Annotated in this window: 22 protein-coding genes; 15 read left to right on the top strand and 7 right to left on the bottom strand. The window is 68.0% G+C overall.

Annotation, left to right across the window (positions count from 1 at the left end):
* The first annotated feature begins 232 nt into the window (after positions 1-232).
* Positions 233-895 (top strand): GntR family transcriptional regulator, encoded by a 663-nt coding sequence (locus ABD255_RS40705; RefSeq protein WP_344222191.1) that lies wholly within the window; start codon positions 233-235, stop codon positions 893-895.
* Positions 896-1,068: 173 nt separating this feature from the next.
* Here ABD255_RS40705 and ABD255_RS40700 read toward each other — a convergent pair whose 3' ends face one another.
* Positions 1,069-2,082 (bottom strand): sigma-70 family RNA polymerase sigma factor, encoded by a 1,014-nt coding sequence (locus ABD255_RS40700; RefSeq protein ID WP_344222190.1) that lies wholly within the window; start codon positions 2,080-2,082, stop codon positions 1,069-1,071.
* Between the two features lie 154 nt (positions 2,083-2,236).
* Here ABD255_RS40700 and ABD255_RS40695 point away from each other — a divergent pair, with 154 nt between their 5' ends.
* Together ABD255_RS40695 and ABD255_RS40690 are read left to right on the top strand one after the other, a co-directional pair.
* On the top strand, positions 2,237-2,959 hold the full coding sequence (locus ABD255_RS40695) for an SDR family NAD(P)-dependent oxidoreductase (protein ID WP_344222189.1): 723 nt from the start codon (positions 2,237-2,239) through the stop codon (positions 2,957-2,959).
* Positions 2,960-2,972: 13 nt separating this feature from the next.
* Complete coding sequence (locus ABD255_RS40690) at positions 2,973-3,776, top strand: SDR family NAD(P)-dependent oxidoreductase (RefSeq protein WP_344222188.1); 804 nt, start codon at positions 2,973-2,975, stop codon at positions 3,774-3,776.
* 170 nt (positions 3,777-3,946) lie between these two features.
* On the opposite strand, the gene ABD255_RS40685 is transcribed toward ABD255_RS40690, so the two are convergent.
* Together ABD255_RS40685 and ABD255_RS40680 are read right to left on the bottom strand one after the other, a co-directional pair.
* The gene (locus ABD255_RS40685) at positions 3,947-4,438 is read right to left on the bottom strand and encodes a hypothetical protein (RefSeq protein ID WP_344222187.1); all 492 of its coding nucleotides are present in this window, start codon (positions 4,436-4,438) and stop codon (positions 3,947-3,949) included.
* A complete protein-coding gene (locus ABD255_RS40680; RefSeq protein ID WP_344222186.1) occupies positions 4,435-5,415 on the bottom strand; it encodes an Acg family FMN-binding oxidoreductase in 981 nt (326 codons plus the stop codon). Before ABD255_RS40680 ends, ABD255_RS40685 begins: the two co-directional genes overlap by 4 nt.
* Before the next feature lie 258 nt (positions 5,416-5,673).
* Here ABD255_RS40680 and ABD255_RS40675 point away from each other — a divergent pair, with 258 nt between their 5' ends.
* On the top strand, positions 5,674-5,841 hold the full coding sequence (locus tag ABD255_RS40675; protein WP_344222185.1) for a hypothetical protein: 168 nt from the start codon (positions 5,674-5,676) through the stop codon (positions 5,839-5,841).
* 49 nt (positions 5,842-5,890) lie between these two features.
* Here the strand turns inward: ABD255_RS40675 and ABD255_RS40670 are convergent, their stop codons facing one another.
* On the bottom strand, positions 5,891-6,373 hold the full coding sequence (locus tag ABD255_RS40670; protein WP_344222184.1) for a pyridoxamine 5'-phosphate oxidase family protein: 483 nt from the start codon (positions 6,371-6,373) through the stop codon (positions 5,891-5,893).
* A gap of 233 nt (positions 6,374-6,606) precedes the next feature.
* Here ABD255_RS40670 and ABD255_RS40665 point away from each other — a divergent pair, with 233 nt between their 5' ends.
* The 6 genes from ABD255_RS40665 to narI all read left to right on the top strand — a co-directional run bounded on the left by ABD255_RS40665 (position 6,607) and on the right by narI (position 14,750).
* Complete coding sequence (locus tag ABD255_RS40665; protein ID WP_344222183.1) at positions 6,607-7,728, top strand: MFS transporter; 1,122 nt, start codon at positions 6,607-6,609, stop codon at positions 7,726-7,728.
* Positions 7,716-7,859 carry a hypothetical protein gene (locus ABD255_RS40660; RefSeq protein ID WP_344222182.1) on the top strand — a complete coding sequence of 48 codons (144 nt, stop codon included), beginning with the start codon at positions 7,716-7,718 and terminating at the stop codon, positions 7,857-7,859. Before ABD255_RS40665 ends, ABD255_RS40660 begins: the two co-directional genes overlap by 13 nt.
* A gap of 75 nt (positions 7,860-7,934) precedes the next feature.
* Positions 7,935-11,612 carry a nitrate reductase subunit alpha gene (locus tag ABD255_RS40655; RefSeq protein WP_425554645.1) on the top strand — a complete coding sequence of 1,226 codons (3,678 nt, stop codon included), beginning with the start codon at positions 7,935-7,937 and terminating at the stop codon, positions 11,610-11,612.
* Positions 11,612-13,366 (top strand): nitrate reductase subunit beta, encoded by a 1,755-nt coding sequence (gene narH / locus ABD255_RS40650; RefSeq protein ID WP_344222180.1) that lies wholly within the window; start codon positions 11,612-11,614, stop codon positions 13,364-13,366. Before ABD255_RS40655 ends, narH begins: the two co-directional genes overlap by 1 nt.
* The gene (gene narJ / locus ABD255_RS40645) at positions 13,363-14,043 is read left to right on the top strand and encodes a nitrate reductase molybdenum cofactor assembly chaperone (protein ID WP_344222179.1); all 681 of its coding nucleotides are present in this window, start codon (positions 13,363-13,365) and stop codon (positions 14,041-14,043) included. Before narH ends, narJ begins: the two co-directional genes overlap by 4 nt.
* Positions 14,040-14,750, top strand: a complete 711-nt coding sequence (gene narI, locus ABD255_RS40640) for a respiratory nitrate reductase subunit gamma (RefSeq protein ID WP_344222178.1) — start codon at positions 14,040-14,042, stop codon at positions 14,748-14,750. The genes narJ and narI overlap by 4 nt, the downstream gene beginning before the upstream one ends.
* Positions 14,751-14,898: 148 nt before the next feature.
* Here narI and ABD255_RS40635 read toward each other — a convergent pair whose 3' ends face one another.
* Complete coding sequence (locus ABD255_RS40635; protein WP_344222177.1) at positions 14,899-15,405, bottom strand: pyridoxamine 5'-phosphate oxidase family protein; 507 nt, start codon at positions 15,403-15,405, stop codon at positions 14,899-14,901.
* A 190-nt stretch (positions 15,406-15,595) separates the two neighbouring features.
* Between ABD255_RS40635 and ABD255_RS40630 the strand changes: the two genes are divergently transcribed.
* Positions 15,596-16,456, top strand: coding sequence for a universal stress protein (locus ABD255_RS40630; protein WP_344222176.1), 861 nt, complete (start codon positions 15,596-15,598; stop codon positions 16,454-16,456).
* A gap of 10 nt (positions 16,457-16,466) precedes the next feature.
* Here ABD255_RS40630 and ABD255_RS40625 read toward each other — a convergent pair whose 3' ends face one another.
* On the bottom strand, positions 16,467-18,221 hold the full coding sequence (locus tag ABD255_RS40625) for a GAF domain-containing sensor histidine kinase (RefSeq protein ID WP_344222175.1): 1,755 nt from the start codon (positions 18,219-18,221) through the stop codon (positions 16,467-16,469).
* Between the two features lie 165 nt (positions 18,222-18,386).
* Here ABD255_RS40625 and ABD255_RS40620 point away from each other — a divergent pair, with 165 nt between their 5' ends.
* The 4 genes from ABD255_RS40620 to ABD255_RS40605 all read left to right on the top strand — a co-directional run bounded on the left by ABD255_RS40620 (position 18,387) and on the right by ABD255_RS40605 (position 20,861).
* Positions 18,387-18,650 (top strand): hypothetical protein, encoded by a 264-nt coding sequence (locus tag ABD255_RS40620; protein WP_344222174.1) that lies wholly within the window; start codon positions 18,387-18,389, stop codon positions 18,648-18,650.
* 35 nt (positions 18,651-18,685) lie between these two features.
* Entirely contained in the window at positions 18,686-19,252 is a 567-nt protein-coding gene (locus ABD255_RS40615; protein WP_344222173.1) for a flavodoxin family protein, read from the top strand.
* 142 nt (positions 19,253-19,394) lie between these two features.
* Entirely contained in the window at positions 19,395-20,048 is a 654-nt protein-coding gene (locus ABD255_RS40610; RefSeq protein WP_344222172.1) for a response regulator, read from the top strand.
* Between the two features lie 195 nt (positions 20,049-20,243).
* A complete protein-coding gene (locus ABD255_RS40605) occupies positions 20,244-20,861 on the top strand; it encodes a hypothetical protein (protein ID WP_344222171.1) in 618 nt (205 codons plus the stop codon).
* A gap of 90 nt (positions 20,862-20,951) precedes the next feature.
* On the opposite strand, the gene ABD255_RS40600 is transcribed toward ABD255_RS40605, so the two are convergent.
* Entirely contained in the window at positions 20,952-21,320 is a 369-nt protein-coding gene (locus ABD255_RS40600; protein WP_344222170.1) for a hypothetical protein, read from the bottom strand.
* Positions 21,321-21,481 lie beyond the last annotated feature (161 nt).

Here is a 21,481-nt window from a genome sequence, read left to right as displayed (position 1 = left end):
GCCCCGCCAGCCCGAGCCGTCAGCGAACGCGCCGTGCACCAGTACGACGTTCTTGATCTCCTGGTCCGTGCTCATGCTCTGGTCTCCCTTCCCGCACGGGGAGGTCCCGAGCGGCTGTTGTGAAGAGTTCGGCATACGCCGTCTCTGATATGCAATATATTGCATCCTGGGCGTGAGGGCAACTGCCGCTCAGGGTTTCGTAGAGAGGGAGGTGTGTGTGCAATATGTTGCTGTGCCGATTCCCCAGGGTAGTCCTGCTGTAGACCGCGCCCTTCTGCGCGACGACGTCTACCGTCGCCTCCGCGACGCCATCGTCGACGGAACGTTCCGGCCGGGAGAGCAACTCAAGGACGGTGAGCTCGCCGAATGGCTGGGGGTGAGCCGGACCCCGGTGCGCGAAGCGCTGCTGCGCCTCGGGGCGAGTGGACTGGTGGTGGCGCTGCCGGGTCGATCCACGACGGTCAGCGCCATCGACATCCAGGTGGTGCGGGACGCGAAGGACGTCGTCGCCGCGATGCACGAGTTGGCGGTACGACAGGTGACGGGGCGGATCAGCGCGCACGATGTGGACCGGATGCGAGACGCGAACCGCCGGTTTGCCGCGGCGGTGGCGTCAGGCGATGTCAGTGCGGCCCTGGATGCGGACGAGGAACTGCACCAGATCCCGGTCGCCGCACTCGGCAATCAGGCCCTCGAAGCGGTGATCGAACGCTTCGACCCACTGATCCGCCGCGCGGAGCGATTGCGCTTCGGCGTCGACGGCCGGGTGTCGGTCAGTCGGCACGAGCAGTTGATCGATCTCATCGAGGCCGGCGACGCGGAAGGCGCCGCGTCGGTGGCCTTCGACATCTGGCACAGCCTCGCGGTCGACGAGAACCCCGAAGCCGAGGCCTGACCTGGTAGTCGAGGTCTGCGAGCCGCTTCTGCTGGCCGGCCAGGCCGCGAGTGTCGGCTTGCGCAGCGCCTTGACCGCGGCGCCGGTTGCGCCGCCGACGGTCTTGGCGAGCTGGTTGCGGGCAGCAATGAACTCGTCCGGGGTCAGCCCGTACAACTCCACTGACGGAGGAATCAGTGGCTGGGAAGGGAGCGTGGGAGCCCGAACCAGGGAAGGACGCTGTTGTCGAAGCGGGTCACGGCGGAGATCCGGTCGCCGGCCAGGGTGAGGACGAGAAGCCCGGTTCCGTGCCGGATGCCGTCGGTGGGCGCGCGGAGGTAGGTGCCGAAGGCCGGTTGGCCGTTGGCGCGCGTGGGGACCAGGTGGTACTCGCGGTTGGCGCTCATGAGCGCGGTGTAGAAACCGGCGACGGCGTCGCGGCCGAGGTATTCGAGCGGCATCGGCGGCATCGAGACCCGAACGTCGTCGGTGAGCAGGGCAACCAGGGCATCGATGTCGCCGGCTTCGTACGCGCGAGTGAACCTCGCCACGAGTGCCTGCTCGGCCGGTGAGGCGAGCGTCGGCGATGAAGCGGTGGTTCCGTCCGGCGGGATGCGCCGTTGCAGCGTGGCGCGTGCCCGTTTGAGCGCGCTGTTGACCGATTCGACGGAGGAGCCGAGGATGTCGGCGACGTCGGCTGCCGGGTAGCCGAGCACCTCGCGCAGGATCAGGACGGCCCGTTGGCGGGCGGGCAGGAGTTGCAGCGCGGTGACGAACGCCAGCGAGATGGACTCCGTCTGCTCGTAGCGTGCTTCCGGGCCGGGCGGCGTGGCGATCGCGCCGTCGAGGAGCGCGTCGGGGTATGGCTCGAGCCAGACGATTTCGCCGTGCCGGCTCGGCTCCGGTGGTTCGATCTCGGGCACGTCCCACTCCTTTGCCGGGCGGCGGCTGGCCGAGCGAATCGCGTTGAGGCACTGGTTGGTCGCGATCCGGTACAGCCAGGTGCGGATCGTGGACCGCCCCTCGAACCGGTCGAGACCGCGCCATGCGGCGAGCAGCGTGTCCTGCAGAACGTCCTCGGCGTCCTGGAACGAGCCGAGCATCCGGTAGCAGTGCATGTGCAGCTCCCGGCGATGTAGCTCTGTCAGTTGCCGGAACGCCTCGTCATCCCCATTCCGCGCTCTTGCGATCAGCTCGCTCGCGGTCACGTGTCATCACCTCGCCTGGTGTCAGGTTCGCCAGTCTTCCTCAGTTGTGACACCGGCCGGGCCGAAAACTGGGCGCATCACGCGCCGCCCATTTTGCCGGCGGTGGGGTGTCTGCACTCTCGACAGTTCGATTTCCACCTGACGAGGAGAACGCATGACACTCGCGGACAAGACGGTCCTGGTGACTGGAGCCAGCCGCGGCATCGGGAAGGCGCTGGTCGACGAGGCGCTGAGCAGAGGCGCCAAAGGGGTCTACGCCGGCACCCGCCAGCCCTTCACCCACACGGATGAGCGCGTCACGCCGCTGACCCTCGACGTGACCAACGCCGGACAGATCGCCGCCGCTTCGGAAACGGTTGGTTCACTCGACGTCCTGATCAACAACGCGGGCGTGTACGGCTATGAAGACCTGGCCGATCGAGCCGGCCTGGAGCGGCATCTTGAGGTTAACCTTTTCGGCCCCTATGGCGTCATCCAGGCACTCTTGCCTCGACTTGTCGAGTCGAAGGGCGCGATCGTCAATGTGCTGTCGCTGGCAGCGGTGGCTGCCGTGCCGATCAGTCCTGCGTACTCGATCTCGAAGGCGGCCGCGTTCTCGTTAACGCAGTCCCTGCGTGCCACGCTCGCCGGTCAGGGCGTGGACGTTCATGCCGTGCTGCCCGGTCCCGTGGACACTGACATGGTGCGTGACCTCGACATTCCGAAGGCGTCACCGCAGTCGGTAGCCCGGGCCATCCTCGACGGGCTTGCCAAGGGAGAAGACGAGATCTTCCCCGATCCCTTCTCGCGGGCGCTTGCCGACAGCTGGAACAGCGGTGCGGTCAAGGCGCTCGAGCGCGAGAACGCGGCCCTCGTCCCCGCGCCGCAGAACCAGTAACGGAAGGCAATCCATGAACACGAGTCTGCTGCTCCAGGACAAGACCGCCGTGATCTACGGAGCCGGCGGCGCCATCGGTCACGCCGTCGCCAAGACCTTCGCGCGCGAAGAGGCACGGGTCTTTCTCACCGGCCGCACCCTGTCGAAGGCAGAGCTACTCGCCAAGGAGATCAGTGCGGTCGGTGGCGTGGCCGAGTCCGCGCAGGTCGACGCGCTCGACGAGAACGCCGTGGCCGCGCACCTCGACACCGTGATCGAGAAGGCGGGCGGCGTCGACATCTCGTTCAACGCGGTCGGGCTCCGCAATACCACCCTGCAGGGCGTTCCCCTCGTCGATCTCGACGTCGACGACTTCATGCGGCCGATAGCCGAGCACGTACGAGCCAACTTCCTGACCGCCCGCCTTGCCGGCCGGCACATGACGGCGAAGGGCTCGGGGGTGATCATGACCGTGACCTCGATTCCCTCCCGGATCGCCAATCCCCTCATGGGTGGCGTCGCGTTGGCTATGGCGGCCGAGGAGGCCCTGATCAGGGACCTCTCAGTCGAGCTCGCGCCGTACGGCGTTCGCGTGGCCGGCGTCCGCGCCCAGGGCATGCCCGACAGCGGCACGATCGAGGAGGTCTTCGGCATCCACGCCAAGGCACACGGAATCACCCGCGACCAATTCCAGGACATGGTCGCCGGGCGCACGCACCGCAAACGCCTGCCAAGCCTCCAGGAAATGGCCGAGATCGTCACGTTCATCGCCTCGGACCGGGCCAGCGGAATCGCAGGCACCATGGCGAACATGAGCCTCGGAGCCATCCCCGACTAAGACGCCGTAGCCGGGCCTGGTCGGTGATCACCTGGCCGTCGAAGGTGGCAGGCCGGGCGAACTCTGCCAATCGATGTTCGGCGTCTCTGGCGGCCGGGCCGGTCAGGCGGACGTGTTCGATCTCCAGGCCCGTCTCGCCGAGGAACTGACCGCGGGCAGTACTCCGTTCGTCATCGCAGGTCTTTCTCGTAGGCGTGGACGGCGGTTGTCAGCTGAGCGGATTGCTCCGGCGCGAGGTGCGTGGCCAATCCTGGGATCTGCACCTCCTGGCCGATGCGGACGAGCACTCGGACCAGGGCTCGGAGGGCTGCGAGGGTCTCGGCGGCCTGGAGTTGGAGTTCGGCTGTCTGGCCGAACCGGATCAGTTCGATTCGTAGTTCCTCCAGCGTGTCGACGAGTTGGGTGAGTTCGTCGGCGACGATCGCGGAGTAGGCGGTCAAGGCCGCGGGGGCCTGGTCGGCGGTGCTCGCGGGCCGCATTGTCAGTCCGTCCGTGGTGACCCGGGGAAGGACTCGCCGGCGGTAGGTGTCCACGGTCCGCTGCATGGTGAAGAGCAGCTTTTCCGGCGTCGTCCAGCCTTCGGCGGTGGCCTCGTCCTCGAGCATGGCGAGTTCTTGCTCCCAGCGGGCGATCTCTGCCAGCAGGGCGTTGATGTCGGTCATGACGACTCCTGGTGGGCAGGAACGAACGCCGAGACCGGTCGCCGCGGTGTCGTGGCGGTGACGGTGCTGTGGCCGAAGCGGATCACCATGTGTGCGTGGCCGGGCTTGCCGGTGGATCGTTGGACCGCGCGGCGGAGGTCGTCGTACTCGAGTGGCTGGTTGAGGAAGGAGGCCTTGAGGCCTTCTCGGGTTGCGGTGAGCAGCATTCGCTGGAGCGCGAGGCCGGCGGCGACCTGGTCGGCTCTGGTGTCTGCGTTGGTGGACAGCACCGCGAGGACGGGGTCTGCTTCGAAGACGGCCCGCGAGCGGGTCTGGTCGGTCGGGCTGGTGCCCATGTCGCGAACAGGTGAGGGGTAGGCGGCGGACCGTGGTCCGAGCACCGAGCTCGGCACGCCGTCGGTACTGCGCTCGCCGCCGACCCAGTGGGCGCGTTCGGCGCGGCGGTGCCAGTCGCCGATCTCGCGGAGATCGGTGTCGACCAGTAGGTCGAGGACCTCCTTGACCTTTGGCGCCGGGAGCCAGGTGAGCTCGGCTTGTTCGGTCATGGCCGCCTTGCTGAGCAGTGCCCGGACCTCAGCGGCCAGGTGGACCGGCCGGACCGGCTCGCGGCTGGTGTGCCGGCGCGGGATCTCCTGCGCGAGCTGCTTCAGGACGCGATCGGGTTCGTTGATCGGCTCGACGACGACTCGGGCGACCAGGTCGGGGTCGTAGCGATCGGGCATCAGGCCGAACCAGCTGCCGCAGCCCATCGCCGCGGCGGCGCAGCGCAGGTTGAAGGTCGCGGCGCCGGCGGCGATCCGCATCGCGCGGCCGGTCGGGTCCTCGGCCGGCAGCGCGCGGGATCCGTCCAGGTAGATGTTGATCGCGTGCCGGTCGATCTCGAACCGCCAGGGCTGGGTGTTGTGCATGCTCGGCGCCGCGACGGCGGCCTTGAGCAGCAGGTCGATCTGCTCCATCGACAGCTCGTCTGCAGACATGAGGGTTCCTTCGACTCCGCTGGGGCGGCAACCTTTGCCGCAGTTCCAGCCTGCGGTTGCGGGATTGCCCCTCGCATCGGGCATCGGTCCCAAATGTTCAGGCCCTTCGGCACGAACGATGCCCGGCAGAGTCTCTCGGCAGGGCCGACGACGACCCTGGATCAGGCTCAGTGGGGACCGACATCGCGGGTCGGTAGGCGGACGGGGAAGGGACCTTCGGCCCTGCGCTGAAGGTGTGTGGCGTTGAACTCTGGAGGCATGTTGTTCTCTGTCTGGCCGCCGTACCACGTCGGCATGCGGACCCTTGACGAGACCATCGTTCAGGGCCACGACCTGGTATCCGACCTCATCCGGCGAGCCGGCATGGGCGGGAGCAGCGACGTGATGATCGGGTCCAGCCAGTCCGAGGCCGCCAACGGGACCTGACGATGGCGACCGGCGGGAAGCGGCCCCAACCGCGGTGTTGCTCCCTGGTCTACCTGGTGACGTCCGACCCGGCGGAAGTCTCGACGAGCCGGTAGCCGGTGATGATCTCGGGTTGGATGGCGATGACGACGTCCATCGGGAGTTCGACCCAGGGGCGTAGTGCTTGCTCGTAGCGAGCGACGCGGGCCGGGTCGTCGATGGTCCGTGCGATGCCGGTCACGACGACGCTCCAGCCGAGCCGGCGCAGCGGGTCGAGGTCGTCGGCCTCGTAGGCGACCACGGTGCCGGTCGCGCCGGCGACGGTCGCGGACAGCCGGCTGCGAATGATGATCTGGCCGTCGCTGACGAAATGGTTCACCGGCCGGATCGCCGGCAACGCGTGGTGGGAGAACACGATGCGTCCGTAGCCGGCGCCGGCCAGCAGTTCGAAGGCCTCCGCCGGATCCAGCTCGATCAAGCTCCGTCCACCGGTCGGCTCCGGAGCCAAAGTGAACTCAGCCGTGGCCGGCTCGGCGGGATGTTGAACAGACATCGACCGAATCCCCTCCCTTGGCTGATCTATCAACGCTGTCATGCGGCGCGGCCCGGAGACCAGAGTCGAAAGTCCTGTCCGGGCGGCAGCGTGGTGGCATCGGTCCCGGTCATCCGGGCACTTCGGCCCTGGCGGCGGCCAGGCGCCACGGGGAAGATCGAGGTGTCGGCCCACGACCGCGGTTTGCCTGTCCGCGGTTTGGGCACGTCCTGTGTGAGCGCCGGAGGCCAACGATGAACGTGGACCCCCCAAGCGTCGCCAGCTCGGGCAGCGAGGTGGCGCCTCCCGCTGTCGGCCCGACCAGGTCGGCCGGGTTGATGCTGGCCGTTGCCACCGTTGGCTTCGCCGTGAACTTCTGGGCCTGGGCCCTGCTGAGCCCTTTGGGGCCGTTGTTCCGGACCGAGGGAACGCTGGGCACGCTGTCGGAGTCCGATGTCGCGTTGCTGGTCGCTGTACCCGTCATCGTCGGCTCACTGGGCCGGATCCCGGTCGGTGCGCTCACCGACAGATTCGGCGGCCGGGTGATGTTCCCGCTGGTTTCGGCCGCGACGATCTTACCGGTGCTGTTCATCGGCTTCATCGGCCTGCGGTCGTTCGATGCACTCTTGCTCGGCGGGCTCTTCCTGGGCATCGGCGGGACGGCGTTCGCCGTCGGGGTGCCGTTCGTCAACGCCTGGTTTCCGCCCGAGCGCCGTGGACTGGCGATCGGCGTCTTCGGCGCGGGGATGGGTGGTACAGCGATCAGCGCCCTGACCACCGTGAAGCTGTACACCGGCGCAGGCGAACGTACTCCGTTCCTGCTCACCGCCGTCGCCCTCGCGATCTACACCGCGGTGGCGTGGCTGGTCCTGCGAGACGCACCGGGCCGCAAGCCTCCGCAGGGCTCACTTCTGACCCGAGTGATCGCCAACGCGAAGCTGCCGATCAGTTGGCAGGCCTGCGTCCTGTACGCCGTCGCATTCGGCGGATACGTCGCCTTCTCGGTCTATCTCCCGTCCTATCTGAAGACCGCGTACGACCTGGACGCCGCGGACGCGGCCAACCGCATGGCCGGGTTCGTCGTGGTCGCCGTCCTGATGCGACCGATCGGCGGCTGGCTGTCGGACCGGTTCGGTCCCGTGCCCGTCCTGGCCGGCTGCTACGCGGTCGTCGTCGCCGGCGCGGCCGTCGCCGCCACCACGCCGCTGCTCGAGCACGTCGGCACGGTGGCGTTCTTGTCCCTGGCTGCCGCACTCGGCGCCGGCAGTGGCGCGACGTTCGCACTGGTTGCCAAGGTCACCGATCCCGCTCGTGTCGGTGGCGTGACCGGGCTGGTCGGCGCGGCCGGCGCCTCGGCGGCTTCGTGCCGCCGCTGATCATGGGCTACGTCTACGGCCGCACCGACTCGTACGCGATCGGTCTGACCTTGCTGTCCGTCACGGCAGCCCTGACTCTCGTTCTGACCCTGACCATCGTCAGAAGCACCGCGAACCAAGCAGCAGCCTGAGGGCGCGACTCGATCAGCGAAGGAACCTGTATGAGCACTGAGGCTCACCCTGACGGGAAGAACCACAAGCGCGAGATGGGTCTGGATGGAGGATTGAGTCAGGCGTTGGTCAGCACTCGCCGGTACTTCACCAAGGGCGTGGTGTCGGACGATCTGCGGACGTTGCACAAGACTGGTGGCCGCCAGGCCGATGACTTCTACCGGGATCGGTGGAGCCATGACAAGGTGGTGCGTTCGACGCACGGGGTGAACTGCACCGGGTCGTGCTCGTGGAAGGTGTACGTCAAGGACGGCATCATCACCTGGGAGACCCAGCAGACGGACTATCCTTCCGTCGGACCGGACAAGCCGGAGTACGAGCCGCGCGGGTGTCCCCGGGGCGCGGCGTTCTCCTGGTACACCTATTCGCCGACGCGGATCCGCTACCCCTACATCCGGGGCGTGCTGTTGCAGATGTACCGCGAAGCCAAGGCGCAGCACGGTGACCCGGTGGCCGCGTGGGCTCACATCGTCGGCAATCCGGCCCGCGCGGCGCAGTACAAGTCCGCTCGCGGCAAAGGCGGGCTGGTGCGGGCGAGTTGGGACGAGGCGACCGAGATGGTGGCCGCCGCCTACGTGCACACGCTGAAGAAATGGGGGCCGGACCGGATCGCCGGGTTCTCGCCGATCCCCGCGATGTCGATGGTCTCGCACGCCTCCGGCGCCCGGTTCACCTCGCTGATCGGCGGCACCATGCTGTCGTTCTACGACTGGTACGCCGATCTGCCGGTGGCGTCTCCGCAGGTGTTCGGCGACCAGACCGACGTACCGGAGTCGGGGGACTGGTGGGACGCCGGTTACCTGATCATGTGGGGCTCCAACCTGCCGGTCACCCGTACACCCGACGCGCACTGGATGGCCGAGGCGCGGTACCGCGGCCAGAAGGTCGTCGCGGTCGCGCCCGACTACGCCGACAACGTGAAGTTCGCCGACGAGTGGTTGCCGGCGGCACCGGGAACCGACGGGGCGCTGGCGATGTCGATGGGACACGTCATTCTCAAGGAGTTCTTCGTCGACCGCGAGACGCCGTACTTCGTTGCCTATGGCAAGGCATATACCGATCTGCCGTACCTGATCCGCCTCGACGAGGCGAGCGACGGCGTCTACCGGCCGGGGAAGTTCCTGACCGCGGCCGATCTTCCGGCCTTCGATGATGAGGAGAACGCGCAGTTCAAGACGGTCGTGCTGGATTCCCGCACCGGTGCCCCGGTGGTGCCCAACGGGTCACTCGGCCATCGCTTCGGGGCGGCCGGCGAAGGGAAATGGAACCTCGATCCCGGCGAGACCGACCCGGCCCTGACGTTGTCCGGTGAACAGGCGGAGGCGGTCCTCGTCCAGGTCTCGAGGTTCGACACCGGCGACGGATCAGGTGGTGACGTCCGGCGTGGGGTGCCGGCCCGCCGGGTCGATGGACACCTCGTCACGACCGTGTTCGACCTGATGCTCGCCCAGTACGGTGTAGCCCGCGCCGGACTGCCCGGTGAGTGGCCCTCGTCGTACGACGATGCGGACGCCCCGTACACGCCGGCGTGGCAGGAACGCATCACCGGCGTACCGGCGTCGGCGGCGGCGCGGATCGCCCGGGAGTTCGCACAGAACGCGGAGGACTCCAAGGGCCGGTCGATGATCATCATGGGTGCCGGCACGAACCACTGGTTCCATTCCGACACGATCTACCGGGCGTTCCTGGCGCTGACCACCTTGACCGGCTGCCAAGGGGTGAATGGTGGCGGCTGGGCGCATTATGTCGGGCAGGAGAAGTGCCGTCCGGTGACCGGCTGGGCCCAACTCGCCTTCGGGCTCGACTGGGCGCGTCCGCCGCGGCAGATGATTCAGACGGCGTACTGGTACCTGCACACCGACCAGTTCCGCTACGACCACTTCGGCGCGGACACGTTGGCCGCGAAGACGGGGGAGGGCCAGCTTGCGGGGAAGTCGACCGCGGACCTGATCGCTCTGAGCGCCCGGCTGGGCTGGATGCCGTCGTACCCGACCTTCAACCGGAATCCGCACGAACTCGCGGACGAGGCGCAAACGGCCGGCCGGCCGGTGGCCGACCACGTGGTGGACCAACTGAAGTCCGGTCACCTTCGCTTCGCCTGCGAGGACCCGGACTCACCGGAGAACTTCCCGCGGATCCTGTCGGTCTGGCGGGCGAACCTGCTCGGCTCGTCCGCCAAGGGCAACGAATACTTCCTGAAGCATCTGCTCGGGGCCGGCTCGTCGCTGCGCGCCGGCGAGGCGCCCGAGGGTCGCCGCCCTCGCGAGGTGGAGTGGCACGAGGACGCGCCGGAAGGAAAGCTGGACCTGCTGCTGACGCTGGACTTCCGGCAGACCAGTACGACGCTGTTCTCCGACGTCGTCCTGCCCGCCGCGACCTGGTACGAGAAGCACGACCTCAACACCACCGACATGCATCCCTTCATCCACTCGTTCAACCCTGCGATCGCGCCACCGTGGCAGACCCGGACGGACTGGGACGCCTGGCAGACGATCGCGGAGAAGTTCAGTGAGTTGGCCGCCGAGCATCTGGGCGTCCGCCACGACGTCGTCGCGGTGCCACTGCTGCACGACACCGCCGACGAGATGGCGAATCCGCACGGCGTCGTCCGGGATTGGAAGGCCGGCGAGTGTGAGCCGGTGCCGGGGGTCACGATGCCGAAGCTGGTCGAGGTCGAGCGGGACTACGGCGCTGTCGGGGCCAAGATGGCAGCCCTCGGGCCGTTGATGGAGAAGCTCGGCGCGACGACCAAGGGCGTCACGTACGACGTCAGGGATTCGGTCGACTACCTGCGGGCGAAGAACGGCGCCGTCCGGGGCGGCCCCGGTGACGGCAGGCCGTCGCTGAAGCGCGATGTGCACGCCTGCGAAGCGATCCTCGCCCTCTCCGGTACGACGAACGGTCAGCTCGCCACCGAGGGGTTCAAGACACTGGAGAAGCGAGTCGGGAAGCTGCTGCACGACCTGGCGGCCGAGCACGAGGGCAAGCGGATCACCTTCGCCGACACCCAGGCCGCACCGACGCCGGTGATCACGTCGCCGGAGTGGTCCGGCTCCGAGACCGGTGGCAGGCGGTACTCGCCGTTCACGATCAACGTCGAGCGGCTCAAGCCCTGGCACACGCTGACCGGACGGCAACACTTCTTCCTCGATCACGACTGGATGGCCGAGCTCGGCGAGAACCTGCCGGTCTACCGGCCGCCGCTGGACATGGGTGTGCTGTTCGCGGAGCCGGCGATCGGATCGGTCACCGAGCTCGGTGTGACGGTTCGCTACCTGACGCCGCACAGCAAGTGGTCGATCCACTCCGAGTACCAGGACAATCTGTTCATGCTGTCGCTGTCCCGCGGCGGTCAGACGATCTGGATGAGCGACCAGGATGCGGCCAAGGTCGGTGTCGTGGACAACGACTGGATCGAGGCGGTCAACCGCAACGGGGTCGTCGTGGCCCGGGCGATCGTCTCGCACCGGATGCCCGAGGGGACGGTCTACATGCATCACGCGCAGGACCGGCTGATCGACGTACCGATCGCGGAGACGTCGAAGAAGCGCGGCGGGATCCACAACTCGCTCACCCGGTTGCTGATCAAGCCGACCCACCTGATCGGTGGATACGCCCAGCTGTCGTTCGCCTTCAATTATCTCGGCCCGACCGGGAACCAGCGCGACGAGGTCACCGTCATCCGCAAGCGGTCGCAGGAGGTGCAGTACTGATGCGAGTGATGGCGCAGATGGCGATGGTGATGAACCTCGACAAGTGCATCGGGTGTCACACCTGCTCGGTGACTTGCAAGCAGGCCTGGACCAACCGGACCGGTACGGAGTACGTGTGGTTCAACAACGTCGAGACTCGGCCTGGACAGGGGTACCCGCGGACCTACGAGGACCAGGAGACCTGGAAGGGCGGCTGGCAGCTGAACCGGCGCGGCCGGTTGACGCTGAAGGCCGGCGGGCGGCTGAAGAAGCTGCTGACGATTTTCTCGAACCCCAAGATGCCCTCGATCCACGACTACTACGAGCCCTGGACCTACGACTATGCGACCCTCACGGACGCGCCGGCCCAGGAGCACACGCCGGTCGCCCGGCCCAAGTCGCTGCTGTCCGGCCAGGACATGAAGGTGAGCTGGTCGGCGAACTGGGATGACGACCTGGGCGGCTCCGCGACGACGGCGAAACGTGACCCGGTGCTGAAGAAGGTCGGGGACAAGGTCAAGTTCGAGTTCGAGCAGACCTTCATGTTCTACCTGCCGCGGATCTGCGAGCACTGCCTGAATCCGTCGTGTGCCGCGTCGTGCCCGAGTGGCGCGATCTACAAGAGGTCCGAGGACGGCATCGTTCTGGTCGACCAGGATCGCTGTAGGGGTTGGCGGATGTGCATCTCCGGCTGCCCGTACAAGAAGGTCTACTTCAACCACCGCACCGGCAAGGCCGAGAAGTGCACCTTCTGCTTCCCGCGCGTCGAGGTGGGGCTGCCGACCGTCTGTTCGGAGACTTGCGTCGGCCGCCTGCGCTACATCGGTCTGATGCTGTACGACGCCGACAAGGTACTGGAGGCTGCCTCGACGACCGACGAACACGGACTGTACGAGGCGCAGCGTGGTGTCTTCCTGGACCCGTCCGACCCGGCGGTGCGGCGAGAGGCCGAGCGGGCCGGCATTCCTCACGACTGGGTGGAGGCGGCTCAGCGGTCGCCGATCTACGCCCTGATCAACAGATTCAAGGTGGCCTTGCCGCTCCATCCGGAGTACCGCACGATGCCGATGGTCTGGTACATCCCGCCGCTGTCGCCGGTCGTGGACGTGATCAAGGAGACCGGCGAGGATCCCGAGGACCGGGGGAACCTGTTCGCGGCGATCGACGCCCTGCGGATCCCGATCGAGTACCTGGCGGAACTGTTCACCGCCGGCGACGTCGCTCCGGTCGACCTGGTACTGCGCAAGCTGGCCGCGATGCGTTCGTACATGCGCGACATCAACCTCGGCCGCGACCCGGACAGCTCCATTCCGGAGTCGGTCGGCATGACCGAGGAAGAGATGTACGACATGTTCCGCCTGCTGGCCTTGGCGAAGTACGACGAACGCTACGTGATCCCGTCCGCGCACACCGAACAGGCACACTCGCTGGAAGAGCTCGCGACCGAGTGCTCGCTCGACTACGAAGGCGGCCCGGGGATGGGCGGCTCCGGACCGTTCGGCGAAGGATCGGGAACACCGACCCCGATCGCGGTCGAGAACTTCCAGATGCTGCAGGATCGCCAGACCACCGACACGATGGCTGCACCAGCCGGTCGAAGTGGCCGCGTCAACCTGCTGAACTGGGATGGGAAAGGTTCCCCGAGCGGGATGTTCCCGCCCAGGCCCGACGGCCCGCGACCGGCCGCCGGCGAGATGCCGACCGACCCGGACGACCATGGCTCGACCGGTCCCGGTGGTACGGGCGGACTGACCGGGGGAGCTGACCTGAAATGAGCGGCAAGCATCCGGCACCGGGGTTGCCCACCGACGAGCGGGCGGTCGCCTGGCAGGCGGCGTCACTGCTGCTTGACTATCCCGACGAGATCTTGCTGTCGCGGCTCGATCTGATCAGTTCTTTGGCCGAGCGGCTTCCCGGTGCCGTCGGCGATCCGCTGCGCGCCACCATCCGCGAGTTGGAGTCGTCGAGCCTGCCGGCCCTCCAGCAGGAGTACGTCGAGACCTTCGACACGAGGCGCCGGCACAACCTCTTCCTGACCTACTTCGCTCACGGCGACACTCGACGCCGCGGGGTAGCACTGCTCCGCTTCAAGCAGACGTACCTGCGGTCCGGCTTCATTCTCGACGAGTCCGAGCTGCCCGACCACTTGTGCGTAGTACTGGAATATGCGGCGACGGTCGACCAGCGGCTTGGCTGGGGTTTGCTGCTCGACCACCGTGCCGGGCTCGAGCTGCTCAGGCTTTCCCTGGCGGACGCCGGCTCGAAGTGGCTTGGCGCGCTGGAAGCGGTGACAGCGACTCTGCCGCCGCTGCGGGGCGACGAATGGGCCGCCATCCAGCGGCTCGCGGCCGAAGGCCCGCCGCAGGAAGAAGTCGGGCTGACACCGTACGCGACCCCTGCCTTCGACCCCGTGACGTTGCCGATGCCGACCTTCCCGGGAGCCCGCCGATGAACGAGATCCTCTGGGTCGTCATCCCCTACATCTGTCTGACGATCTTCGTGGTCGGTCACTTCTGGCGCTACCGCTACGACAAGTTCGGCTGGACGACCCGCTCGTCGCAGCTGTACGAGGACCGGCTGCTGCGCTGGGGCAGCCCGTTGTTCCACTTCGGCATCCTCGCCGTCTTCCTCGGCCATGTGATGGGCCTAGGCGTACCGAAATCCTGGACCGAGGCAGTCGGCATACCCGAGGGCCTCTACCACTTCCTCGCCGTCTCCATCGGCGCCGTCGCAGGCTTCGGCACCATCGTCGGGATGGCCATCCTCATCTACCGGCGCCGAACGGTCGGGCCGGTCTTCTCCGCGACCACCCGGATGGACAAGGTGATGTACCTGGTCCTCGCCACCGTGATCCTGCTGGGCCTGGCCAATACGGTCGTCGCGAACATCTTCGGCCACTACGACTATCGCGAGGGCGTCTCGGTCTGGTTCCGCGGGATCTTCCGCTTCTCGCTGCATCCGGATCTGATGGCCGCGGCGCCACTGAGCTTCCAGCTCCACGGCCTCGCTGCCATGGCACTGTTCGCCCTGTGGCCCTTCACCCGCCTGGTCCACGTCTTCAGTGCCCCACTCGGCTACCTGACCAGGCCCTACATCGTCTACCGCAGCCGCGACCCCCAAGTCGGCGCCCACACCCCGCGCCGTGGCTGGGACCGCTAAGGCATCGTCAGTCTGACATGACGAACGGGAGCGTGTGAGGGACCTTTGAGTTCGTCAGTGCGGCCAGGCTCCGGCCACTGATCGCGACACAGATTCGAAGGCTGCGTGGGGGCGCGGACATCCTCGCGGGCGGACGCAGTGCTCGGTCTCAGTCGTCGTCATCCGCGACAGTCACGCTGTGCGGTCGCTGACCCCACGGCAACAGTCGGCGACCCTCGAGCGACTCGATACCCAGCCGGATCAGGTACCGATCGGCCGCCGGCGCCCAAGGGCGCAACGGCAGCGTGCGCCGTGCCGCCCGCGCCTCATCAGGATCGACCACGGACAGGTGTCCCAGTGCCGTAACGGTCCAGCCCAGATGCCGTTCGGGATCGAAGTCGTCCACCTCGAAGGCGACGACATCTCCGCGCTCCGCGGCGCGGTACTTCTCGCCGTCAGCCGTTGCGAACACCAACGTGTTCTCGTCGACGAAGAAGTTCACCAATCGGACCGCCGGCAGTCCGCCTCGAGTGAAGACAAGTCGTCCCACCGGCACGGAGGCGATCAGCCGCAGGCACTCCGAGTCGGCGAGCACCTCAAGACCCACCTGATCAAAACGACGCGCAGCACTCGCCGTTGATTCCCGCCTACTGGTGATCTGGTCCTTCACAGTCATCCTCAGTCGCCTCCGATCCCTCTCCACCCCATAGAAGCCTGGGGCCGAACCACACCTCAGAGTCCGAGGCCCTGAACCTGCGGGACCGATGGCACCTGGCGATGTGGGCCGCAGGCCTCTGGCCGGCGAGCTCTCGGGGCATGAGAGTGGACTTGAGAAGGAGATCACCGCGAGCGAACGAGGTCGGAGCATGGAGAACGCGACGAAGTACGTCCTGGTCGGTATCGACGGAACGCCGGAGGGCCAGCTGGCGCTGCGCTGGGCGGTCGACGCCGCCGGGCGGCGGGGGCTGGCGGTACGGGTGGTCCGCGCCTACCTGAGCCAGGTCAGCCAGTGGCCGGCGATCGGCGCCGAGGGATACATCCCCGACCCGCCGCCGGTCGAGCTGTATCAGGCCGAGCTGGACGCGGCGGTCGACTTCGTCCGGGACCGGCTGGGCTACCAGAACGGGTCCGGCTGGCTGACCCAGCAGGCGGCTGCCGATGCCATCCTGCTCGAAGGGGCCGACGCCGAGCTGGTTGTGGTCGGCACAAGGAGCCGGAACAAGCTGTCGGCCGCGATCCTCGGCTCAGTGGCGACCGCCGTCACGGCGAAGTGCGACCGCCCGGTCGTCGTGGTCCGCGGTGACCGGCGGACCGGGCCCATCCTGGTGGGTACCGATGGATCGGCGGATTCCGACGAGGCGCTGGCCTTCGCCTTCGACGAGGCCGAACGGTCCGGTACGGCGTTGAACGTCGTGTACTGCTGGCAGCCGCAGGACCGCCACGAGGCCCCGATCGAGAGCACCCGGCACCTTCTGCGCGACTGGCTCGCCGAGAGCCTCGCACCGTACGACGGCAAGTACCCGTCGGTCCAGGTTCGCGCGTCAGTGGTCGAGGGGCGAGCGGCGAGCAAGCTGACCGAGCTGACCGCCGAGTCCTCGCTGGCCGTGGTCGGATCCCGTGGGCGCGGCGGTGTGGCCGGGCTGCTGCTCGGTTCAGTCAGCCAAAGCCTGCTGCACCACGCGGACTGCCCGGTGGCGGTGGTCCACGAACCGCGCGACGACTCCTGATCGGCGATGATCAGCCGGTGCGCGCGGTGAGGGGCGCGCGGAGCTCCAGTACCGTGCCGTGCGGCTCGTGGGCGGTCAGCCGCACTGCGCCACCCAGCGCCTCGGCTCGTTCCCGCAGGTTGCGCAGGCCGCTCTGCCGGGTGTTGTCGGCGATGCCGATGCCGTTGTCGGTGACCCGGGCAACGACCTCGTCGCCGCCGGCGGTCACCTCGACCAGGACGTCGCTCGCCCGCGCGTGCCGGACGACGTTCGAGAGGGACTCCCGGATCGCGGCCAGGATCTGCGGCCGCGCGGTGGCCGGAACGGCGGTGTCCAGCGGCCCTGTGCACACCAGGCGGGGCCGGAAGCCGAGTGGTTCGGCGTACTCCGCGACCAGGTCCTGGACGTCGGCGCGCAGGGAGATCTCGCCAGGTCGGTGGTGCAGCTCGAAGATCGCCGCGCGGAGCTCGCGGATGGTGGTGTCGATGTCCTCGACGGCCCGGCTGATCCGCTCCTGTACCTCCGGCCGGACCATCCGCTGCATCCCCTGCAGCTGAAGGCCGGTAGCGAAGAGGCGCTGGATGACCAGGTCGTGCAGGTCGCGCGCGATGCGGTCGCGATCTTCCAGGACTGCCAGGACAGACTGATCGCGCTGCGCCTGGGCGCGGTCGAGTGCCAGCGTCGCCTGGTTCGCGAACATCCGGACCAGGTCGGTGCCCGGTGTCACGGTCATCGGGACGCCGGCCGCCGCGGCGACGACGAGCAGGCCGCCGGTGTCGCTGCTGCCCGTCGGCAGCGGTGCCAGGATCGTCCGGCCGAGACGTTCGAGCTCGGGCGCGTCGCTCAGTTGCCCGCTCTCCTTGACCAGGGCGGCCACGTTTTCGATCACGACCTGGCCGTCGCTGTTCAGTACGTCGGCCAGCCCCGGCTGGTCCAGGGCGATCACGCGGCCGACGTAGTTCCGGAACTCGGGTGGACCGTCGACCACCTCCACGACAAGACTGTCGCCCTGCCTGAGCAGCGCGGCACCGACCAGTGAACCGGACACCTCCCGGGCCCGGGTGACGATCAGTTGGAGCGCCTCCTGGGAGTCGAACTCGCCGAGCATGAGCTGAGTGATCTCGGCTGTGACCTCGTGCCAGCGGCGGCGGCGCTCGGTGTCGGCGTACAGGCGGGCGTTGTCGATCACGACCCCGGCGGCCGCAGCGAGCGCGGTGACGGTGCGTTCGTCGTCCTCGGTGAAGTCGGCGCCGTCGGCCTTCTCGGTCAGATAGAGGTTGCCGAAGATGTACTCATTGGTGCGGATCGGGACACCGAGGAAGCTTTTCATCGGCGGGTGATCGGCCGGGAACCCGTACGACCGGGGATGCTCGGCCAGGTCCGTCAGCCGCAGTGGCTCCGGGTGATCGATCAGCAGGCCGAGGATGCCGTGCCCCTCGGGATACGGCCCGATCGCGGCGATCTGGTCGGCAGTGACACCGTGGGTGATGAAGCGCGACAGGCGCTTGCCGTCGTGGCCGACCACGCCGAGTGCGCCGTACTGCGCGCCGACCAGCTCGCAGGCGGCGGTGACGATGCGGTCGAGGGTGCTGTTCAGGTCGAGGTCGGCGCCGATCCCGACCACGGCGTCAAGCAGGGCGCGCAGCCGCTCTTGGGAGTCCATGATCTCGTCGACGCGGCCGAGCAACTCCTGCAGCAGGGCGTCCAACCTGACCCGGGACAGAGCGGCGAACTCCAGCGCGCCCTCGTCCCAACCAGCCCGCCGATCTCCGGATTTCCCTGTCACCACTACACCGTACGTAACCGCCGCGCCGTTGTGAACCGAAGCTCCGACGGGACGAAGGTCCCACGGCGTGCTGCCGTCCGGCCCCGCAGTTCAGGTAGCGCGGCTCTGCCGCCGGTGGCACCGCTCGCGGGACGCTGGAAGCGACCAAGGAAGTGGAGGCTGGACATGAGTATCTGGGCACGCACCGGATCCGTCGTCATCGAGGTCGACTGCAGCGCCGGGGGGCTGCGGGATCGTCGACTACGCCTGCACGGAAGCGCTGCGATCGTGGGCCGGACCCGGGCCTGCGGCCCGCACCGGCTGATCGCCGCCCAGGCGAACCTGCACCTGGCCGGCCGCGATGACCTGCCCGGTCGCGATCGTCGCCCACCACTTGACCGAGGCCGAACAGACCTGCCTGGGCGAGGAGCGGCACTCCCGGCGCGCTGAGGTCGCCGTACCGACATACTGAGATGGAGCTGACCATGTCCGACAACGACGTCCGCGCACTCATTGTCTACGAGTCGATGTTCGGCAATACCGAGAAGGTCGCCCTGGCGATCCGAGACGGGCTGGAGCGGGCCGTCGACACCGACGTGGTCCGGGTCGATCGGTGCCCGGCGAGCCTGCCGCACGACGTACGGCTGCTGGTTGTCGGCGGTCCGACCCATGCGTTCAGCATGAGTCGCGCGTCGACGCGGGCCGACGCGTCATCGCAGGGTGACGTGGTGATGCCGGCGAAGACCGGTATCCGGGAATGGATCGACGGTCTCGCCGGCGGCAGCAGGCGTGCGGTGGTGGCGACATTCGACACCCGGGTCACCAAGGTCCGTCGACTGCCCGGATCTGCGGCGAAGGCGGCGGTCAGGGCGCTGCGGCGGCACGGGTTCACGACGATCGCCGACCCCAGCAGCTTCTACGTGGACGACTCCATCGGCCCGGTTTCCGATGCCGAGCTGGAGCGCGCGCGAGAGTGGGGCGAGTTGGTCGGCCGTGAGTTGCGGCAGTTCATCAGCCCGATCCGGCGTCACCCGTGGCGGCGGTCCGCATGACGCACGATTCCGGTGCCACCATGGGGCTGGTCCTGTCTCTGATCCCGCCGACGTGCCGGCGACCTGGCGGTCCGCCCTCAGCGTCGGCCGTCGAGAAGGATTACGCTGAACCGGAAGTGACGCTGACCCTAGGCGAGGGCTGATGACGATCAAGGTGTTCCTGCTCGACGACCATGAGGTGGTGCGGCTCGGCCTGCGTCAGCTGCTGGAGAGCGAGCCGGATATCGAGGTGGTCGGCGACGCAGGCACGGCAGCCCACGCGATCGCCCAGGTGCCGGCCCTGCGGCCGGATGTCGCGGTGCTCGACGTGCGGCTCCCGGACGGTGACGGGATCACGGTGTGCCGGGAGATCCGGTCGGCGATGGACGAGCCGCCGGCCTGCCTCATGCTGACGTCCTTCTCCGACGACGAGGCGCTCTTCACCGCGATCATGGCCGGCGCGTCCGGGTACCTGCTGAAGCAGGTCAGCGGGACAGACCTGATCGGCGCGGTCCGGCGGCTGGCGGCGGGGGAGTCGTTGCTCGATCCCGCGATGACCAAGGCAGTGCTGGAGCGATTGCGGCACCCGGCCGAGGAGGACGACGATCCGCGGTACAAGTCGCTGACCGAGCAGGAGCGGAAGATCCTGGAGGAGATCGCGGCCGGCAAGACCAACCGGCAGATCGCCCAGACGATGTTCCTGGCCGAGAAGACGGTGAAGAACTACGTCTCGGGGCTGCTGCGGAAGCTGAACATGGAACGCCGGACCGAGGCCGCGGTTTACGCCGTGGAGCGGGCCAGGCTTCGTAAGTCGTGAACCGGCAGTCCAACTCTCGCCCGAGCAAAACCCGGTCCGGATCCGGCGGCCGCTGAGCTGATCGGGCTCGATCACCACGTGCACTACGTGCTGCGAGTCCCGGGCACCTTGACCTCAGGTCCCGGCGTCAGAGGTCCTTGGGTAGTTCAGATGGGGACTGTCGCCCCTGCCGGCACGGTGGTCGGGGCGCCGAGGATGAAGGTATCAACCAGCATCCCGGAAAAGGAACTGACCATGACGATCCTCGGCCACCGGCCCCACCACACCATCGACACCCCCGTCGTCGACACCAGCACCACCCCGGCCGGCGACCGCTCGGCTCGGATCGGTACCGCCGCCGCCCGCGCACTCGCCGTCCTGCGGATAGCGTTCGGCCTCACCTTCCTGTGGGCCTTCGTCGACAAGGTCTTCGGCCTCGGCTACGCCACCCCGGCCGGCAAGGGCTGGATCGACGGCGGCGACCCGACCGCCGGATTCCTCGGCAAGGGCGCGACCGGCCCGTTCGCGGACTTCTACCACTCACTGGTCGGCGACTTCTGGGTCAGCCCGCTGTTCATGGTCGGCCTGGCTGGGATCGGCCTCGCGCTCACCCTGGGGATCGGCACCCGCATCGCCGCCGCCTCCGGCGCGCTGCTCTATCTGCTGATGTGGTCCGCTGTGCTGCCCCCCGAGAACAACCCGGTGATCGACGACCACATCCTGGGCGCCATCACGCTGGTCGTCCTCGCTCTCGTTGCCGCTGGCAACGTCTGGGGCCTCGGCCGGTACTGGAGCCAGACCGCGATCGTGCGCCGCTTCCCCTGGCTGCGCTGACCGTTCTACCTAGTGGGCCGTGCCGCACCTGACCGGTGCGGCACGGCCCACGCTGTCGTGGGCTGCGTTCCGCAGACAACACGCCGCTGATCAGACCAGCAGGCTGGCAACCAGCCGGCCGTCCTGGTCCTCGACCAGCACGGTCGTGATCGCGTCTCGTCGCATCGCTGTGGACATCCTGGTCTGGACAGGCCGGGGTGTCGAGACCATCACGCTTCCGCCGGCCATTCGGATGCCTTGGGCATCTGCAGCCATCAGCCGGTAGGTCCGCCCGGGCTGGAGACCTGACAACGACAGCGAAATCTCGGTACCCCACGGATACGGGGCCATCTTGCCGACCCTCGCGATCGAGACTGCTGCTTGCGGGGCTTGGTTCCCGGTGAACGTACTGGGCAGCAAAGATCCTGCCGCCAGCAACGAAGCGGCGACCGCTGCGAGGATCTTTCCCCGTAGGCGCACCGGCCGTGGATTCCTGGGCCTCGACAAGACTGGTACGACGCGTCCCGCCGGCGGCAACCCAAGCGCGACTGCTCCGCCTCCTGGTCGTTGCGCCAAGTCCAGGGTGGCGATCGTCCGCCGGACGCCGTCGGCTTCCGCGCTGCAGGCTAGGCAACCAGCGA

The sequence above is a fragment of the Kribbella sancticallisti genome (assembly GCF_039530625.1).
GTDB lineage: Bacteria > Actinomycetota > Actinomycetes > Propionibacteriales > Kribbellaceae > Kribbella > Kribbella sancticallisti.
The sequence above is the reverse complement of the archived record's forward strand: the minus strand, read 5'-3'. Positions and strand labels throughout refer to the sequence as shown.

Excerpts from the sequence above, each read along its gene's own strand:
- ABD255_RS40655 (WP_425554645.1), top strand. The coding sequence starts at position 7,935 with ATGGGTCTGGATGGAGGATTGAGTCAGGCGTTGGTCAGCACTCGCCGG.
- ABD255_RS40620 (WP_344222174.1), top strand. The coding sequence starts at position 18,387 with ATGAGTATCTGGGCACGCACCGGATCCGTCGTCATCGAGGTCGACTGC.
- narJ (WP_344222179.1), top strand. The coding sequence starts at position 13,363 with ATGAGCGGCAAGCATCCGGCACCGGGGTTGCCCACCGACGAGCGGGCG.
- ABD255_RS40665 (WP_344222183.1), top strand. The coding sequence starts at position 6,607 with ATGAACGTGGACCCCCCAAGCGTCGCCAGCTCGGGCAGCGAGGTGGCG.
- narH (WP_344222180.1), top strand. The coding sequence starts at position 11,612 with ATGCGAGTGATGGCGCAGATGGCGATGGTGATGAACCTCGACAAGTGC.
- ABD255_RS40630 (WP_344222176.1), top strand. The coding sequence starts at position 15,596 with ATGGAGAACGCGACGAAGTACGTCCTGGTCGGTATCGACGGAACGCCG.
- ABD255_RS40680 (WP_344222186.1), bottom strand. The coding sequence starts at position 5,415 with ATGTCTGCAGACGAGCTGTCGATGGAGCAGATCGACCTGCTGCTCAAG.
- ABD255_RS40675 (WP_344222185.1), top strand. The coding sequence starts at position 5,674 with ATGTTGTTCTCTGTCTGGCCGCCGTACCACGTCGGCATGCGGACCCTT.
- ABD255_RS40635 (WP_344222177.1), bottom strand. The coding sequence starts at position 15,405 with ATGACTGTGAAGGACCAGATCACCAGTAGGCGGGAATCAACGGCGAGT.
- ABD255_RS40610 (WP_344222172.1), top strand. The coding sequence starts at position 19,395 with ATGACGATCAAGGTGTTCCTGCTCGACGACCATGAGGTGGTGCGGCTC.
- ABD255_RS40670 (WP_344222184.1), bottom strand. The coding sequence starts at position 6,373 with ATGTCTGTTCAACATCCCGCCGAGCCGGCCACGGCTGAGTTCACTTTG.
- ABD255_RS40605 (WP_344222171.1), top strand. The coding sequence starts at position 20,244 with ATGAAGGTATCAACCAGCATCCCGGAAAAGGAACTGACCATGACGATC.
- ABD255_RS40615 (WP_344222173.1), top strand. The coding sequence starts at position 18,686 with ATGTCCGACAACGACGTCCGCGCACTCATTGTCTACGAGTCGATGTTC.
- ABD255_RS40695 (WP_344222189.1), top strand. The coding sequence starts at position 2,237 with ATGACACTCGCGGACAAGACGGTCCTGGTGACTGGAGCCAGCCGCGGC.
- ABD255_RS40690 (WP_344222188.1), top strand. The coding sequence starts at position 2,973 with ATGAACACGAGTCTGCTGCTCCAGGACAAGACCGCCGTGATCTACGGA.
- narI (WP_344222178.1), top strand. The coding sequence starts at position 14,040 with ATGAACGAGATCCTCTGGGTCGTCATCCCCTACATCTGTCTGACGATC.
- ABD255_RS40685 (WP_344222187.1), bottom strand. The coding sequence starts at position 4,438 with ATGACCGACATCAACGCCCTGCTGGCAGAGATCGCCCGCTGGGAGCAA.